This window comes from Luteimonas kalidii (assembly GCF_029887935.1).
Classification (GTDB): domain Bacteria; phylum Pseudomonadota; class Gammaproteobacteria; order Xanthomonadales; family Xanthomonadaceae; genus Luteimonas; species Luteimonas kalidii.
On the sequence record NZ_JARXRO010000018.1, the window covers coordinates 179,202 to 193,090 of the forward strand.

General features: G+C 71.1%; 13 protein-coding genes and 1 tRNA gene. 5 read left to right on the forward strand and 9 right to left on the reverse strand.

All coding sequences use genetic code 11. The features are described from left to right. On the forward strand, positions 1-855 hold the full coding sequence (locus tag QFW81_RS11745; protein ID WP_331488081.1) for a TrmH family RNA methyltransferase: 855 nt from the start codon (positions 1-3) through the stop codon (positions 853-855). Positions 856-900: 45 nt separating this feature from the next. On the opposite strand, the gene QFW81_RS11750 is transcribed toward QFW81_RS11745, so the two are convergent. The 5 genes from QFW81_RS11750 to QFW81_RS11770 form a co-directional block, all read right to left on the reverse strand. After that, a complete protein-coding gene (locus QFW81_RS11750) occupies positions 901-2,892 on the reverse strand; it encodes a glycoside hydrolase family 97 protein (RefSeq protein ID WP_280578961.1) in 1,992 nt (663 codons plus the stop codon). Between the two features lie 285 nt (positions 2,893-3,177). Next, positions 3,178-4,578, reverse strand: coding sequence for a M28 family peptidase (locus QFW81_RS11755; RefSeq protein ID WP_280578962.1), 1,401 nt, complete (start codon positions 4,576-4,578; stop codon positions 3,178-3,180). Positions 4,579-4,654: 76 nt separating this feature from the next. After that, positions 4,655-5,068: a large-conductance mechanosensitive channel protein MscL gene (gene mscL, locus QFW81_RS11760; RefSeq protein WP_280578963.1), complete on the reverse strand. Its 414-nt coding sequence runs from the start codon at positions 5,066-5,068 to the stop codon at positions 4,655-4,657. Between the two features lie 48 nt (positions 5,069-5,116). Then, complete coding sequence (locus tag QFW81_RS11765) at positions 5,117-5,833, reverse strand: fumarylacetoacetate hydrolase family protein (protein ID WP_280578964.1); 717 nt, start codon at positions 5,831-5,833, stop codon at positions 5,117-5,119. A 6-nt stretch (positions 5,834-5,839) separates the two neighbouring features. After that, entirely contained in the window at positions 5,840-6,133 is a 294-nt protein-coding gene (locus QFW81_RS11770) for a hypothetical protein (RefSeq protein WP_280578965.1), read from the reverse strand. Positions 6,134-6,216: 83 nt separating this feature from the next. On the opposite strand from QFW81_RS11770, the gene QFW81_RS11775 reads away from it, so the two are divergent. Beyond that, positions 6,217-6,561: a Rieske (2Fe-2S) protein gene (locus QFW81_RS11775; RefSeq protein ID WP_280578966.1), complete on the forward strand. Its 345-nt coding sequence runs from the start codon at positions 6,217-6,219 to the stop codon at positions 6,559-6,561. A 32-nt stretch (positions 6,562-6,593) separates the two neighbouring features. Here QFW81_RS11775 and QFW81_RS11780 read toward each other — a convergent pair whose 3' ends face one another. The 4 genes from QFW81_RS11780 to thiS form a co-directional block, all read right to left on the reverse strand. Next, a complete protein-coding gene (locus tag QFW81_RS11780; RefSeq protein ID WP_280578967.1) occupies positions 6,594-8,432 on the reverse strand; it encodes an SLC13 family permease in 1,839 nt (612 codons plus the stop codon). A gap of 106 nt (positions 8,433-8,538) precedes the next feature. After that, a complete protein-coding gene (gene trmB / locus QFW81_RS11785) occupies positions 8,539-9,294 on the reverse strand; it encodes a tRNA (guanosine(46)-N7)-methyltransferase TrmB (RefSeq protein WP_280578968.1) in 756 nt (251 codons plus the stop codon). Positions 9,295-9,419: 125 nt separating this feature from the next. Continuing rightward, a complete protein-coding gene (locus QFW81_RS11790) occupies positions 9,420-10,217 on the reverse strand; it encodes a thiazole synthase (protein ID WP_280578969.1) in 798 nt (265 codons plus the stop codon). A 205-nt stretch (positions 10,218-10,422) separates the two neighbouring features. Then, the gene (gene thiS / locus QFW81_RS11795) at positions 10,423-10,623 is read right to left on the reverse strand and encodes a sulfur carrier protein ThiS (RefSeq protein WP_280578970.1); all 201 of its coding nucleotides are present in this window, start codon (positions 10,621-10,623) and stop codon (positions 10,423-10,425) included. 154 nt (positions 10,624-10,777) lie between these two features. Here thiS and QFW81_RS11800 point away from each other — a divergent pair, with 154 nt between their 5' ends. From QFW81_RS11800 to rimK, 3 genes are all read left to right on the forward strand, one after another. Then, complete coding sequence (locus QFW81_RS11800) at positions 10,778-12,625, forward strand: autotransporter domain-containing protein (protein ID WP_280578971.1); 1,848 nt, start codon at positions 10,778-10,780, stop codon at positions 12,623-12,625. Positions 12,626-12,713: 88 nt separating this feature from the next. Beyond that, positions 12,714-12,787: transfer RNA gene (locus QFW81_RS11805), tRNA-Gly, on the forward strand. Between the two features lie 60 nt (positions 12,788-12,847). After that, positions 12,848-13,804 (forward strand): 30S ribosomal protein S6--L-glutamate ligase, encoded by a 957-nt coding sequence (gene rimK / locus QFW81_RS11810; protein WP_280578972.1) that lies wholly within the window; start codon positions 12,848-12,850, stop codon positions 13,802-13,804. Positions 13,805-13,889 lie beyond the last annotated feature (85 nt).

Genomic DNA, 13,889 nt, shown 5'->3' on the forward strand with positions numbered 1-13,889 from the left:
ATGGCCGCCAGGCGTACGCCACCCGGCCCGGGGCGCGATGCGCCCTGGGGCGCGCGCGCGCGCGGCATGCCCGCGCCCGCGCGCGAGGAGGCGCCGGCCGATCGCACCGCGGAACTGCGCCTGTACGGGCTGAACGCGGTGGAGGCGGTGTTCGCACGTCGTCCGCAGGCGATCCGCAAGCTGTACCTGGCGGCGGACCGCATCCCGCGGCTGCAGCCGCTGCTGAAGTGGTGCGCCACGCAGCGGATCGGCTATCGCGTGGTCGAGGAGCTCGACGAGCTGCGGCGGCTGGCCGCGAGCACGCACCACGAAGGCGTGGTCGCGGATGTGGTGCGCGAGACGCCGCAGGCGCTCGACGCCTGGCTGGCCGCGCTGCCGCAAGGTCCGTGCTGCGCGCTGTGGCTGGACGGCGTCGGCAACCCGCACAACCTCGGCGCGATCCTGCGCGCCTGCGCGCATTTCGGCGTGGCCGGCCTGCTGCTGCCGTCCGACGCGACGCTGGCGCTCTCGGGCGCGGCTGCGCGCGTGGCCGAAGGCGGCGCGGAGGCAGTGCCGCTGGTGCGCCTGCCGGTGCAGCACGATGCGCTGGCATCGCTGCACTCCGCCGGGTTCACGCTCGCCGCCACGCTGGTGCATGGTGGCGAGGACGTGTTCGCCACCGCGCTGCCGGCGCGAGTGGTCTATGTGCTCGGTGCCGAGGCCGATGGCATGGATGCAGCGCTCGCCCGGGCCTGCGACCTGCGACTGTCGATTCCCGGCACCGGCGCGGTCGAGAGCCTCAACGTCGCCGCGGCGACCGCGGTGCTGCTGGCCGAGTGGGCGCGCGACCGCGACGGGCACGCCGGAACGCGATAGCGGCCGCGCCGCGCGCCTGGCATTCCCCTGCGACGGACAATCCCGTCACTCCCCGCGCGACGCCGCCGGCGACAGCTTCAGCGCCGCGCCACCGCCCGCCGCGAGCCGCAGCGCCAGCGCCTGGCCCGCGCGCACCTCGCGCTCGCTTCGCTGCACGTCCGTAGGCACGTCGCCGTCCTCCCACAGGGTCGCCCGGAAGCGGCCGTCGCCGAGGAACGCCAGGTCGAGCTCGAGCGTGCGCGGCGACTCATTGGTCATCGCGCCGACGTACCAGTCGTGCCCGCTGCGCCGCGCGATCGCGACGTGCTCGCCGATCGCGCCGGAGAGCACGCGGGTCTCGTCCCAGGTCGTGGGCACCAGGCCCAGGAAATCCGCGCCGGGCGCGTCGACATAGACGTCCGGGCTGTCGGCGACCATCTGCAGCGGGCTGTCGTAGACCACGAACATCGCCAGCTGGTGTGCACGCGTACCCATCACCTGCGGCCGGGTGAACGCGATCCCGAAGTCTTCGGGCGCCACGTTGCGGAAGCCGCCCGGCGTGTAGTCGATCGGGCCGACGAGCATGCGCGTGAACGGGATGGTCACGTTGTGGGTCGGCGTCACCCGCCGGCTCCACTTGTTGTATTCGGCGCCGAGCACGCCTTCCTGGGTGAGGAAATGCGGCCACGTCCGGTTGAGGCCGGTCGGGCGATAGGCACCGTGCAGGTCGAGCATCAGCCGGTGCTCGGCGGCGCTGCGCATCATGCGGTGGAAGAAGGCGACCATCTGCTGGTCGTTGCGGTCCATGTAGTCGATCTTGACGCCCTTCACGCCCCAGTCGCGGTACAGCGCGAACAGCTCGTCCATGCGGGTGTCGAGCGCCTTGAAGTGCACCCACAGCCAGATGCCCACGCCGCGTTCGCGCGCATGCGCGAGCAGCGCGGGCAGGTCGAGCTCGGGAATCGGGCGGCTGGCGTCGGCCGAGGGTTCCCACAGGTCTCCGCCGCTGCTGCCGGGATACCAGCCCGCATCGATCAGCATGTACTCCAGCCCCATGTCGGCGGCATGGTCGATGTAGCGGCGCATGGTCGCGGTGTTCATGCCCGGCTCGGGCACGTCCGGCGCCACGCTGCCTGACCACCAGTCCCACGCGCTCTTGCCGGGAACGATCCACGACGTGTCCTCGATCGGAGTCGGCGGATTGAGGTGCGCGATCAGGTTGGATTCCACCAGCGCGCCGGGCGAGTCGCCGAGCATCACCACGCGCCACGGCGTGAGGTGGCCGCCTGCGGCGACCTCGGCGCGCGGGATGCGCACCGCGAACTCGGGTGTGTCGTGTCGTGGCGAGAGGCGGGTATCGAGTCCCAGCCGGCCATCGCCACGGCCGGACAGGTAGAACGCCGCGTACCGGTCGAGGTCGGCCTCGGCGATGGCGAACGTCGCCTGCCCGCGTCCGGTCCCGCACACCAATGGGAGGTCGATCAGGTGCATCGGCCGGATCTTCGAGGCCTGGATCGGATCGAACTCGCCCTCGTGCGGCGTGTTGAAACGACCGACGTTGAACGACCAGCAGCGATAGTCGCGCGGGAACAGGTAGCCGGTGAGGTCCTGCCGGACCAGCAGGTCGCCCCGCGGCGGCAGCGGCAGCCGGTAACGGAAGGCGATGCCGTCGTCGTAGGCGCGCAGCACCAGGCCGAGCGTGCGCCCCTGCGCGTCGGCCATGTCGACCTCAAGTTCGCGGTAGTGGTCACGCCCCTCGCTCGCCTTGCCGGCGACGAACGCGTAGCGCGCGTCGTGCTCTCGCGTCCGGCGGCCGGTGATGCGCAGGTCGCGTTCGAGGCGGTCGTCGGAGAACTGCACGCCGAGCGGCGAGGGCAGCAGCACCGGTTCATCACGCCAGGACACCGAAAGCCGCGGCTGGCCAGCGTCGTCCAGCGTCAGCGAGGCCGAGGCCGTGCCGGCAGGCGAATGCAACTCCAGTGGCGCGGCAGCCTCCGCGTGTGCGAGGCCGGCCACGGCCAGCAGCGAGAGCAGGAGTGACGTGACATGGCCGCGCATGGCGAATCCTCTTCCCCGTGGACAGGGCGAGCGTACCGGCCCGTGCGCGAGGTGTCTGGAATAGGTCGAACATGATTTCGCATCGCCCGGGGGCGGGCACGTGCGCCCGAAGCGACGCGGTCCGCCCGCGCCGGCGTGCGGCACGTCGGCGTGCGGGTGGGGCCCTGCGGGAGACATGTGCGCGACGCAGCGCGAACGCGTGTCACCGCGCCCGTACGCAGCAGCACCTCACCCTGACATCAGCGGCGCGACGACCTCACCGCAGCGCTGTCATGCCGGGTTGCGTCACGGCGCCGCCGCCGGCTTCGGCGCGCTGCCGAAATCACCCTCGGCTTCGGCCGCCAGCCACGCGAACACCGCGTAGGCGGCGACGTTCTGGGCCAGCGCGTCGGGATCGATCTTGTCGAGGGTGTCGTCGGCGTTGTGGTGCAGGTCGAAGTACCCGCTGCCGTCCTGGCCCAGCCAGGCCCAGGTGCCACCGATCGCCGCCAGCGGCGAGATGTCCGGGCCGGGCCCGCCCTTGCCGGGCAGGTGCTCGATCCCCAGCGGCGCGAGCGCTTCGGCGATGCGCTGCGACGCCGCCTGCGCGTGCGCGGGCGCGCCGGTGCTGAAGCCGTAGATGCGGCCGGCGCCGAAGTCGCTCTCCGCGGCGAGCACGTGGTCCGACACCGCCTCCGCATGCCGGCGCGCATACTCGCGCGCGCCGATCAGGCCTTGTTCCTCGTTGGCGAAGGCCACTACCCGGATGGTGCGCCGCGGCCGCTGCGGCAGCTGGCCGATCAGGTGGCCGGCGGCCATGGTGATGCCGACGCCCGAGGCATCGTCGATGGCGCCGGTGCCCAGGTCCCACGAATCGAGGTGGCCGGCGATCAGCACGACCTCGTCCGGTGCCTCGCGTCCGGTGATCTCGCCGATCACGTTGTGCGAGGTGTATTCGGCGCCGGTCCAGCCGCAGTCCAGCGCGAGGCGCACGCGCACCGGGCCGCGCCGAAGCAGGCGTGTCAGCTGGTCGGCATCCATCAGCGACAGCGCGGCGGACGGGATCGGTTCGAGCCCTTCGTCGAAGCGGGTGATGCCGGTGTTCGCCACCCGGTGCGGGCTGGTGCCGATCGAACGCATCAGGTAGCCGATCGCGCCCTTGCGGATCGCTTCGGACGGGCCCCGGCTGCGGACCGCGCCGGCCTTGCCGTAGCCGCTGCCGTCGCGCGTGCGCTCCATGTCGTAGTCGACGAACGCGATCCTGCCGTCGAGCGAACCGGCGGGCGCGGCCTGCAGCGCCTCGATGCTGTCGAAGCGCACGATCTCCGCGTCCACCGTGCCGCCCGGACTGCCGCCCAGTGCGGTCACCAGCAGCGGCTGGGCGTGGTCGCCCAGGACTTCGGCGCGTTCGCTGCGGCGCTCCCAGGTGGGAAAACGCACCGGCTCGGTCCACACCCGGTCGTAGCCCAGCTCGCGCAGCTTCGCCTGCGCCCAGGCCACCGCGCGCGCGTCGGCTTCGCTGCCCGGCAGGCGCGGGCCGATCTCGGTGGTGAGCGACTCGACCAGGGTCCACGCGGTGTCGTCCGCGAGCGCGCGCTCGCGCAGCGTGTCCGCCGTCTCGAACGCGGCATAGGGGATGCGCGTGGTGTCGGCAGCGGACGCGGCGGCGGGCAGCAGGCAGGCGAGGACGAGGGACGCAAGGCGCATGGATCGAATTCCGGACACGACGAAGCCGCCAGCCTACAGGCCGGCGGCGTCGCGGGGATGTGCGGGAAGTCGCGTGTCAGCGACGCAGCAGGTCGCGGATCTCGCGCAGCAGCACCACGTCCTCCGGCGGTGCGGCCGGGGCCTCCGGTTCCGCCGGCTTCTTGCGGTGGAAGCGGTTGATCGTGCGCACCAGCAGGAAGATCGCGAAGGCGATGATGACGAACTGGATGAGCGTGTTGATGAACGCGCCGTACCCGAGCACGACCGCGGGCACCTCTTCCCCGGCCGCGTTCACCGTCGCCTCGCGCAGGGTCACGCCCAGGTCGGCGAAATCGACGCCGCCCAGCAGCAGTCCGATCGGCGGCATGATCACGTTCTCGACCAGCGAGGTGACGATCTTGCCGAACGCGGCGCCGATCACCACGCCCACGGCGAGGTCGATGACGTTGCCGCGCATCGCGAATTCACGGAACTCGGTGAGCATGCCCATCGCGGACTCCTTCGTGCGGATCGGGATGGCCGTCGCCGGCCGCGGCCACTATGCCCCCGCGGCGCGGACGTGGCAACGCAGCTCCAGCACCTCGTCCAGGCGCGCCACGCAGTCGTCGCCGGGCTGCAGCGCGGCCACGCCCGCGGGCGTGCCCATGAACACCAGGTCGCCTGCGCGCAGCGCATACAGCTTCGACAGCTCGTGCAGGATCTCCGGCACGTCCCAGATCAGCTGGTCGAGGCTGGACTGCTGGCGGCGTTCGCCGTTGACCTCGAGCGACAGGACGCGCGGGGCCAGTGGTCCGAGCTCGGTGGCTGGCACCAGTTCGCTGACCGGCGCCGACTGGTCGAAGCCCTTGGCGATGTCCCAGGGCAGGCCCTTGGCCTTGGCCGCGGCCTGCAGGTCGCGGCGGGTGAGGTCGAGCCCGATGCCGTAGCCGAACACCAGCGCCTGCGCGGCCTCCACGGCCAGTTCGCCTGCGGGCGCGTCTCCGCCGAGCGCCACCACCAGTTCAACCTCGTGGTGCAGGTCACGCGTGGCGGGTGGGTAGTCCACCACATCGCCGGTCACGATCGCATCGGCAGGCTTGTGGAAGAACACCGGCGTACCGCGCTCGGCCTTCGAGGCTGGCGCGGTGGCGCCCATTTCGCGCGCATGGTCGGCGAAGTTGCGCCCCACGCAGTAGATGCGGCGCACCGGAAAGGTGCCGCCGCCACGCACGGGAATGCGCGGCACGGGCGCCGCGGGTACGACGTCCAGATGCATCCGCGGTCAGCGCAGCGCGGGCTGGCCGGGCCTGGTGACGATGCGGTACTCGGCGTCGAGCACGTCGCTGCGGACGGAGGCGGCCTTGCGTGCACGCAGCGCCCCACGCATCAGGCCGAACGACACCATCGCCGCGCCGACGAACAGGCCCACCACCAGGAGCACGGCGAGGATCGCAACGCCCACCAGCCCGAGTGCAAGCTTCAGCAGCGGGTTGCGCGGCTTGCGCGGCGTCAGCAGGCCGCGAAGTGCGGAGGCATCGAAGCGGGCGTGCAGGGTACGGAACAGGACGGAGGACATCGGCGGGAGATGAGACAATTGCGAGGCGCTCAGTATCGGGTGCGACTGCCATCCACGTGTAACAAGTTCGTTAAATCGCTGTGATGAACATCCCCGACCCGACCTCCGCCCTGATCGATCTCGACCGCATCCCCGACGGCGGTTTTGCCGAGGTCGAGGCGGTGCTCGACGGCGGGCCGGAGTCGCTGGTGCTGTACCGCGCGGGCAACCGCGTCCATGCGTGGCTGAACGTCTGTCCGCACGCCGGGCGCCGCCTCGACTGGGCGCCGGGGCAGTTCCTGAAGACGAAGGACGGGCTGCTGGTGTGCGCGGCGCACGGGGCCACGTTCGAACCCGGCAGCGGCGAATGCGTGGCCGGCCCGTGTCGCGGCGAGTCGCTGCGGGCGGTCGCGGTCCGGGTCGCGGACGGGACCGTTTCGCTCGCGTAGGGACCGACCGCACCGCGGCAGGCGTGCGCGCCTCAGAACATCAGGTTCACCACCAGCACCACGATCAGCGTGTACACCAGCGACAGCGGCACGCCGATCTTCCACAGTTCGCGCGGGCGGTAGCCGCCGGGGCCGGTGATCATCGACATCACCGGGTTGGACTGGGTGACGAAGTTGTTCGAGGCCGACAGCGCCACGATCAGCGCGAACGCGGTCGGGTTGCCGCCGGCGGCCAGCGCCAGGTTGATCGCCAGCGGCACGACGACGATCGTCGCGCCGACGTGGCTGATCACCATCGAGAACGCGGCGGTGAGCAGGGCCACGGCGAATTCGATCACCCAGATCGGCAGACCGGTCGGCAGCCGCTCGATGGTGTGCCCGGCCACCCAGGCCGCGGCGCCGCTGCCGTCCATCGCCCAGCCCAGCGGAATCAGGCAGGCCATCAGGAACACCGTCTTCCAGCTGATCGCCGAGTAGGCCTCGTCCATCTTCAGCACGCCGAACACCAGCATGCCGGCGACGCCGGTCATCAGCGCGATCGACGTCGGTACCCGCCCGGACACCGCGATCAGCATGGTGACGGCGAAGATCGTCATCGCGATGCGGAACTTGTGCGGACGCTGCTCGCCTTTGGGGTAGTCGGTGACGATCACGAAGTCGCGCTTGGACGAGGCCTGGCCCAGGTCGTGCCAGATGCTGTGCAGCACCAGCATGTCCCCGGCGCGCAGCGGCGTGTTGCGCACGTCGTCGCGGATCACGGTCTTGTCGCGGTTGATCGCCAGCAGGCTGATGCCGTACTGGCGGCGCAACTGCAGGTCGGCGGCGGTCTTGCCGATGAACTTGGACGTGGGCGGGATCACCGCTTCGGAGATACCCGCGCGGCTCGGGTTGAACAGGTCGGCGAAGTTGCGCAGGCGCGAGTTCATGCGCAGGAACTGGTTCTGCGCGAAGTCGGCCACCTGCTGGCGCTGGCCCATCGCCCCGAGCACGCTGCCCACCCAGATGCGGGCATCGCCCGGCGGCGCCAGCCGCGACTCGTTGCCGGTCTGCAGCGCGAGCAGCAGCGGCGCGTTGTGCAGCGCCTCGGCTTCGCCGAAGGTCATGCCGACCAGCGGGCTGTCGGCGGTGACCGTCAGCTCGTGGACCTCGCCCTCGATCCCGTAGGTGCGCGAGAAATAGCTCTCGGTGCGCGCCGGGGTGACGTTGCTGTCGCCTTCGCCACGCAGCTTGCGGTCGCCGACGAACTGGAAGTACAGCAGGCCCGCGGCCAGCAGCGACAGGCCGATCGGCATCGGCGCGAACATGTTCAGCGGCTCGAGCGTCGCCGCACCCGAGGGCAGGTTCGCGTTCGCGGCCACCAGCAAGTCGTTGAGCAGGATCAGCGGCGAGGTACCGACCATGGTCAGCGAGCCGCCCATCACGATCGCCACCGCCACCGGCAGCAGCAGGCGCGAGAGGCTGATGCCGGTGCGCGAGGATAGTCGCGAGATCACGGGCAGGTACAGCGCCATCACCGCGGGGTTCTGCATCACCGAGGAGTTGAGGCCGGCGATGCTCGAGACCAGCAGCAGCAGCCGCTGCTCGACCCCCCGCGCGCGCCGCAGCAGCCAGCCCGCCAGGCGGTTGAGCGCGCCGGTGCGGTCCAGCCCCATGCCCAGGATCATGGTCGCGATGACGCTGATCACCGCGTTCGAGGAAAAGCCGTTGAACAGGTCCTCCGGCTGCACCAGCCCGGTCAGTCCGAGCATCACCAGCACCACCAGCGCGACCAGGTCGGCGCGCACGCGCTGGAACAGGAACAGCACCATGGTCAGGCCCACCAGCCCGAGCACGATCTTCATGTCCGTGGTGAGGGCGAGCTGGGTATCCATCAGGCCGGACCGACCCCGCATGGTGCGTCGACCGCGACCCCGCGCCGATGCGCGCCGACGGGCCGTGCGGGCTCAGGCATCGCCTGCGGCCGGTCGGGAGCGGTCATCACGTCGGGCCCGGTTCGGCGCGTGGCGACTCCGCCGCACCGGCTTCGCGGTCGTACAGCAGGTCCCACACGCCGTGTCCCAGGCGCTGGCCGCGGGTCTCGAAGTGCGTCTGCGGACGCCAGTCGGGGCGCGGCACGCATCCGCGCGCGCCGGCGCGGTTGCGCAGTCCCGGGGTGGCGTCGAGCACGTCCCACATCTGCTCGGCATAGTCCTGCCAATCGGTGGCGAGGTGCAAGCGCCCGCCCGGCGCGAGCTTGCGCACCAGCAGCGCCGCGAATGCGGGCTGCACCAGGCGCCGCTTCTTGTGCCGCTTCTTGTGCCACGGGTCGGGGAAATAGATGCGGATCTCGTCGAGGCTCGCATTGGCGATCTCGTGGGTCAGTACCTCGACCGCGTCGTGGTGGTACACGCGCACGTGGTCCGCGCCATCGCTGGCGAGTGCGTTGAGCAGGCGGCCGACGCCCGGCGCGTGCACTTCGATGCCGATCAGGTCGCGCGCGGGATCGTGCGCGGCGGCGAAGCGCAGCGCCTCTCCGTTGCCGAAGCCGATCTCGAGCACGCGCGGCGCGCGCCGCCCGAACACCGCGTCGAAATCGCGCGGCCCTGCGGCGTAGTCCAGCCCGTAGCGCGGCCAGAGCGCTTCGAAAGCCCGCTGCTGCGCTTCGGTGAAGCGGCCCTGGCGCAGCACGAAACTGCGGATCGCGCGATGGCCGGGATCGGCGGTATAGGGCTTGTTCTGCAGGGGATCAGGCATACGTTCCCCGGGCAGTCACGCTGCCGTCCATGGCGCCACGACCCCGGCTTCGGACCGCCCGGCCCGGCCACCCAGGGCCGGGCATTCGCCGGTGCGCGCGGCAGTGCCGCGCGAGCAGCACCGGCTCACCCGATCAGCCCGTCGACCGGCGAAGAGGCCGAGGCGAAGCGCTTGCGGGGGATGCGTCCGGCGAGGAAGGCGTCGCGCCCGGCCTCGACCGCGAGCCGCATCGCCCGCGCCATGCGCACCGGATCCTTCGCGCCGGCGATCGCGGTGTTCATCAGGACGCCATCGCAGCCGAGTTCCATCGCGATCGCCGCATCGGACGCGGTGCCCACGCCGGCATCGACGATGATCGGCACCTTCGCGTTCTCGATGATCTCCATCAGGTTGTAGCGGTTCTGGATGCCCAGGCCCGAACCGATCGGTGCAGCCAGCGGCATCACCGCCACGCAGCCGATCTCCTCCAGCCTGCGGGCCAGGATCGGGTCGTCGCTGGTGTAGACCATGACCTCGAAGCCGTCGGCGACGAGCTGCTCGGCCGCCTTGAGGGTCTGCACCACGTCCGGGAACAGGGTGCGCTCGTCGCCCAGCACTTCGAGCTTGGTCAGCGGGTGGCCGTCGAGCAGCTCGCGCGCGAGCCGGCAGGTGCGCACCGCGTCCTCGGCGCTGTAGCAGCCGGCGGTGTTGGGCAGGATGGTGTAGCGATCGGGCGGCAGCACGTCGAGCAGGTTCGGCTCGCCCGGTGTCTGGCCGATGTTGGTGCGGCGGATGGCGACGGTGACGATCTGCGCGCCCGCGGCCTCGGTGGCGCGGCGGGTTTCGTCGAGGTCGCGGAACTTGCCGGTGCCGGTGAGCAGGCGCGAGCGATAGGACTTGCCGGCGATGACGAGGCCGTCATCGTGATGCGGGTGCGTGGTCATCGCCCGATTATCGCAAAGGCGCGGCGCAGGCGCGCGGTTCGCGTGCGGTGGGAAGTCCGATCGCCAGGGCGGGACGGTTCACGTCAACGTCGCGTCGGGCGCATGCCGCTGCGGTCGTCGCGGCATCGGCACGACCGGACGCGCCGGGCGACGCTCTCGCGTTCCTGCCGGGATGCCGTGGCAACGCTGCCGCGGCCGCGTCGGCTCAGCCGCCGCCCAGCGCGTGCACGATCTCGACCCGGTCGCCGGACTGCAGCGCGTGCGTCGCGTGGCGACCCCGCGGCACGATCTCGCCATTGACCTCGACCGCGACCCGGCGCGCGCCCAGGCCCTGGGTTTCGAGCAGGGCCTGCACGGTGGCGCCATCGGCGATGGCCAAGGTGTCGCCATTGAGTTCGATCTCCATGGTGCCGATTGTCGCGCGATGCGCGCGCGCCTGCACCCGTGTGGTCCCGTGCTTGCGGCAGTGCGGCGTGAGCGCGGCGGCGGGTTCGTGGAGACTTGCGCACCGTGCGGTCCCGTATTGGGACGGCCGTCCCCTGCATTCACGGAGCTGCGCCATGCCCCCTCGCACCCACCGTTCCCGTCCCGTTGCCGGCCTGCTCGCCGCCGCGCTCGCCCTGGCCGCGTCCGCCCCGGCCCTGGCCGACGACACCTTTTCGCGCACCGTCTTCTTCGGCGACAGCCTGACCGACGCCGGCTACTTCCGCCCGCTGCTGGTGCAGCAGGATCCGGCTGCCGCGATCCTCGGCCGCTTCACCACCAATCCGGGCCTGGTCTGGGCCGAGTGGGTGGCCGATTACTACGGCACCGACGCCACGCCGAACGGCAACGGCCAGTCCGGCGACAACTACGCCGCCGGCGGTGCGATGGTGGCGACCGACCGCCTCGGCCCGCCGTTCGGCCTCACGCCATCTTTGGCCACCCAGGCCTCCGCCTACCTGTCGGCCAACGGGGGCCGCGCCGATCCCGACGCGCTCTACACCGTGTGGGGTGGCGCCAACGACCTGTTCTCGATCGCGGCCAACCCGGCCCAGGCGCAGCAGATCATCGGCGCCGCGGTCACCGCCCAGGTCGGCATCGTCGGCAGCCTGCAGGGCGCCGGCGCCCGCTACGTGCTGGTGCCGAACATTCCCGACCTCGGCATCACCCCGAGCTTCCGCGCCCAGGGCGCCGCCGCCGCGGCGCAGGGCACCGCGATCTCGGCCGCGTACAACGACGCGCTGTACGGCGGACTCGCGGCCGGCGGCCTGCGCGTGATCCCGCTGGACACGTTTACCTTCCTGCGCGAAGTGGTGGACGACCCTGCCACCTACGGTTTCGCCAACGTCACCGGCACCGCGTGCCAGCCGCAGATCACGGCGCAGTCGATCACCTGCAACCCGGGCACGTACGTGAGCCCCGGCGCGGACCAGACCTACCTGTTCGCCGACGGCGTGCATCCGTCTTCCGCCGCGCACCGCGCGATCGCAGACCTGGCGCTGGGCATGATCGAGGGGCCGCGCCAGATCGCGGTGCTGCCGCATTCCTCGGCGATGACCGGGCGGGCGAGGGCCGAGCGCGTCTCCGCGCAGGCCTCGGAGCCGATCGAGGACGGCCGGCGCTGGTGGGTGGACCTGCGCGGCGACTTCCAGCGCTATGGCCACGGCGACAACTACGATGGCGCCGGACCGGCGCTGACCGCGGGCGTCGGCTGGGGCCGCGGCGAGTTCGTGTTCGGCGGCTTCGCCGGCTACGGCCGGATGGCCAACGACTGGGGCCAGCGCCGTGGCGACTGGGACCAGACCGAGGCGACGATCGGCGGCTTCGCCGGCTGGTCTTCGGAGGCTGGCGCGTGGGTCGGTGGGCAGCTGAGCTACACCAGCCTCGACTTCGACATCCACCGCCAGGTCCCGATCGGTCCGGCGCTGCGCACGCATCGTGGCTCCACCGACGGCAGCAACCTGACCGCCGGGCTGCAGGGTGGCTGGACCTTCGGTGAAGGCGCGCTGCGGCACGGGCCCGTGCTCGGGATCGTGGCGCAGTGGATCGAGGTCGACGGCTACGGCGAAAGCGAGCCGGCTTCTTCGAGTTCACTCGCGTTTCCCGGCCAGGATCTCGACTCGCTGGCCGCCAGCGCGGGCTGGCAGGTCAGTTACCGGATCAATCCGCATCTCGCGCCCTACGCACGCGTCGTGGTGGAGCGCGAATTCGGGGACGAGCCGGAGGAAGCGTTCGCGCAGTCGCAGAGCACCGGGTTGGGGTATTCCGTCCCGACGCAGGCCTACGACGGCACCTTTGCCGCACTGAGCGTGGGTGCGCGCACGACGTTGTTCGGCCTCGACGCCGAGCTCGGGGTCAGCCTCAATGCCGGGGAGAAGGGCGGCAAGCAGACCACCGCGTTCGCGACCGTGAACGGCGGCTTCTGATCCCTGCGGAGCGACTGCCGTGCAGCTGCTCCGGGGTGGCTATACGCGTTGCAAAGTCGCGCGGGGCGGGCATAGACTGCTCGCCTGTGCGGGTGTAGTTCAATGGTAGAACTGCAGCTTCCCAAGCTGCTAGCGTGGGTTCGATTCCCATCACCCGCTCCAATTTCAGCGGCGGCATCATCGAACGGTGGTGCCGCCGTTTTTCGCTGGCGCAGCCCCCGCATGAAGCTCGCGATCCTCTCCCGCAACGCCAAGCTCTACTCCACCCGGCGGCTGGTGGAGGCCGCGCGCGCGGCCGGCCACAGCGTGCGCGTGCTCGATCCGCTGCGCTGCTACATGCGCATCGACGACCATGGCTTCGCGATGCGCTACAAGGGCCGCGCGATCGATGGCTACGGTGCGGTCATCCCGCGCATCGGTGCGTCGATCACGCGCTACGGCTGCGCGGTGCTGCGCCAGTTCGAACTCATGGGCAGCCACACGCCCAATCCGTCCGCGGCGATCGCGCGCGCGCGCGACAAGCTCGGTTGCCACCAGCTGCTGGCCGCGCACGGCATCGGCCTGCCGGCGACGGTGTTCGGCGACAACCCCGACGACACCGCGGACCTGCTCGCCCTGCTCGGGCCGCCGCCGCACGTGGTCAAGCTCAACGAGGGCACTCAGGGCGCGGGCGTGATGCTGACCGAGAAACTGTCGGCCTCGCGCGGGGTGGTGGAAGCGCTGCGCGGCCTGTACGCGAACTTCCTGGTGCAGGAGTTCGTCGCCGAGGCCGAAGGCGCGGACCTGCGCTGCTTCGTCGTCGGCGACCAGGTGGTGGCGGCGATGCAGCGCCAGGCGCCGTCGGGCGACTTCCGTTCCAACCTGCATCGTGGCGGCACCGCGACCGCCATCGACACCACGCCCGAGGAGCGCGACGTGGCGGTCCGGGCCGCCCGGGCGGTGGGGCTCGGGATCGCCGGCGTGGACCTGATCCGGTCGCGCCGCGGGCCGCTGGTGCTGGAGGTCAATGCATCCCCCGGACTGGAAGGGATCGAGGAGGCGACAGGTGTCGATATCGCCGGTAAGATCGTCGAAAATGCGGTATCCGTCGTGCAAGTGGCCACTTCAGTGCCGCGCCGGAAGCGCCGGGGTGGCGGACGGATCAACATCCCGGTCCGGCCGGATTTAACGAAGGTTTAATCGATCCGGGACTAACGTGTCGCCACCGGATTCCGCGCTCTCTCCTGTTTCCTTGTCCAAGGGTCGGCAACGGATCTACGGTAAT

What these genes read in the sequence shown, in the direction of transcription:
- QFW81_RS11755 (WP_280578962.1), bottom strand. Translation starts at nt 4,578, where the DNA reads ATGCGCCTTGCGTCCCTCGTCCTCGCCTGCCTGCTGCCCGCCGCCGCG.
- QFW81_RS11775 (WP_280578966.1), top strand. Translation starts at nt 6,217, where the DNA reads ATGAACATCCCCGACCCGACCTCCGCCCTGATCGATCTCGACCGCATC.
- QFW81_RS11745 (WP_331488081.1), top strand. Translation starts at nt 1, where the DNA reads ATGGCCGCCAGGCGTACGCCACCCGGCCCGGGGCGCGATGCGCCCTGG.
- QFW81_RS11765 (WP_280578964.1), bottom strand. Translation starts at nt 5,833, where the DNA reads ATGCATCTGGACGTCGTACCCGCGGCGCCCGTGCCGCGCATTCCCGTG.
- trmB (WP_280578968.1), bottom strand. Translation starts at nt 9,294, where the DNA reads ATGCCTGATCCCCTGCAGAACAAGCCCTATACCGCCGATCCCGGCCAT.
- thiS (WP_280578970.1), bottom strand. Translation starts at nt 10,623, where the DNA reads ATGGAGATCGAACTCAATGGCGACACCTTGGCCATCGCCGATGGCGCC.
- QFW81_RS11750 (WP_280578961.1), bottom strand. Translation starts at nt 2,892, where the DNA reads ATGCGCGGCCATGTCACGTCACTCCTGCTCTCGCTGCTGGCCGTGGCC.
- QFW81_RS11800 (WP_280578971.1), top strand. Translation starts at nt 10,778, where the DNA reads ATGCCCCCTCGCACCCACCGTTCCCGTCCCGTTGCCGGCCTGCTCGCC.
- QFW81_RS11790 (WP_280578969.1), bottom strand. Translation starts at nt 10,217, where the DNA reads ATGACCACGCACCCGCATCACGATGACGGCCTCGTCATCGCCGGCAAG.
- QFW81_RS11780 (WP_280578967.1), bottom strand. Translation starts at nt 8,432, where the DNA reads ATGGATACCCAGCTCGCCCTCACCACGGACATGAAGATCGTGCTCGGG.
- QFW81_RS11770 (WP_280578965.1), bottom strand. Translation starts at nt 6,133, where the DNA reads ATGTCCTCCGTCCTGTTCCGTACCCTGCACGCCCGCTTCGATGCCTCC.
- mscL (WP_280578963.1), bottom strand. Translation starts at nt 5,068, where the DNA reads ATGGGCATGCTCACCGAGTTCCGTGAATTCGCGATGCGCGGCAACGTC.
- rimK (WP_280578972.1), top strand. Translation starts at nt 12,848, where the DNA reads ATGAAGCTCGCGATCCTCTCCCGCAACGCCAAGCTCTACTCCACCCGG.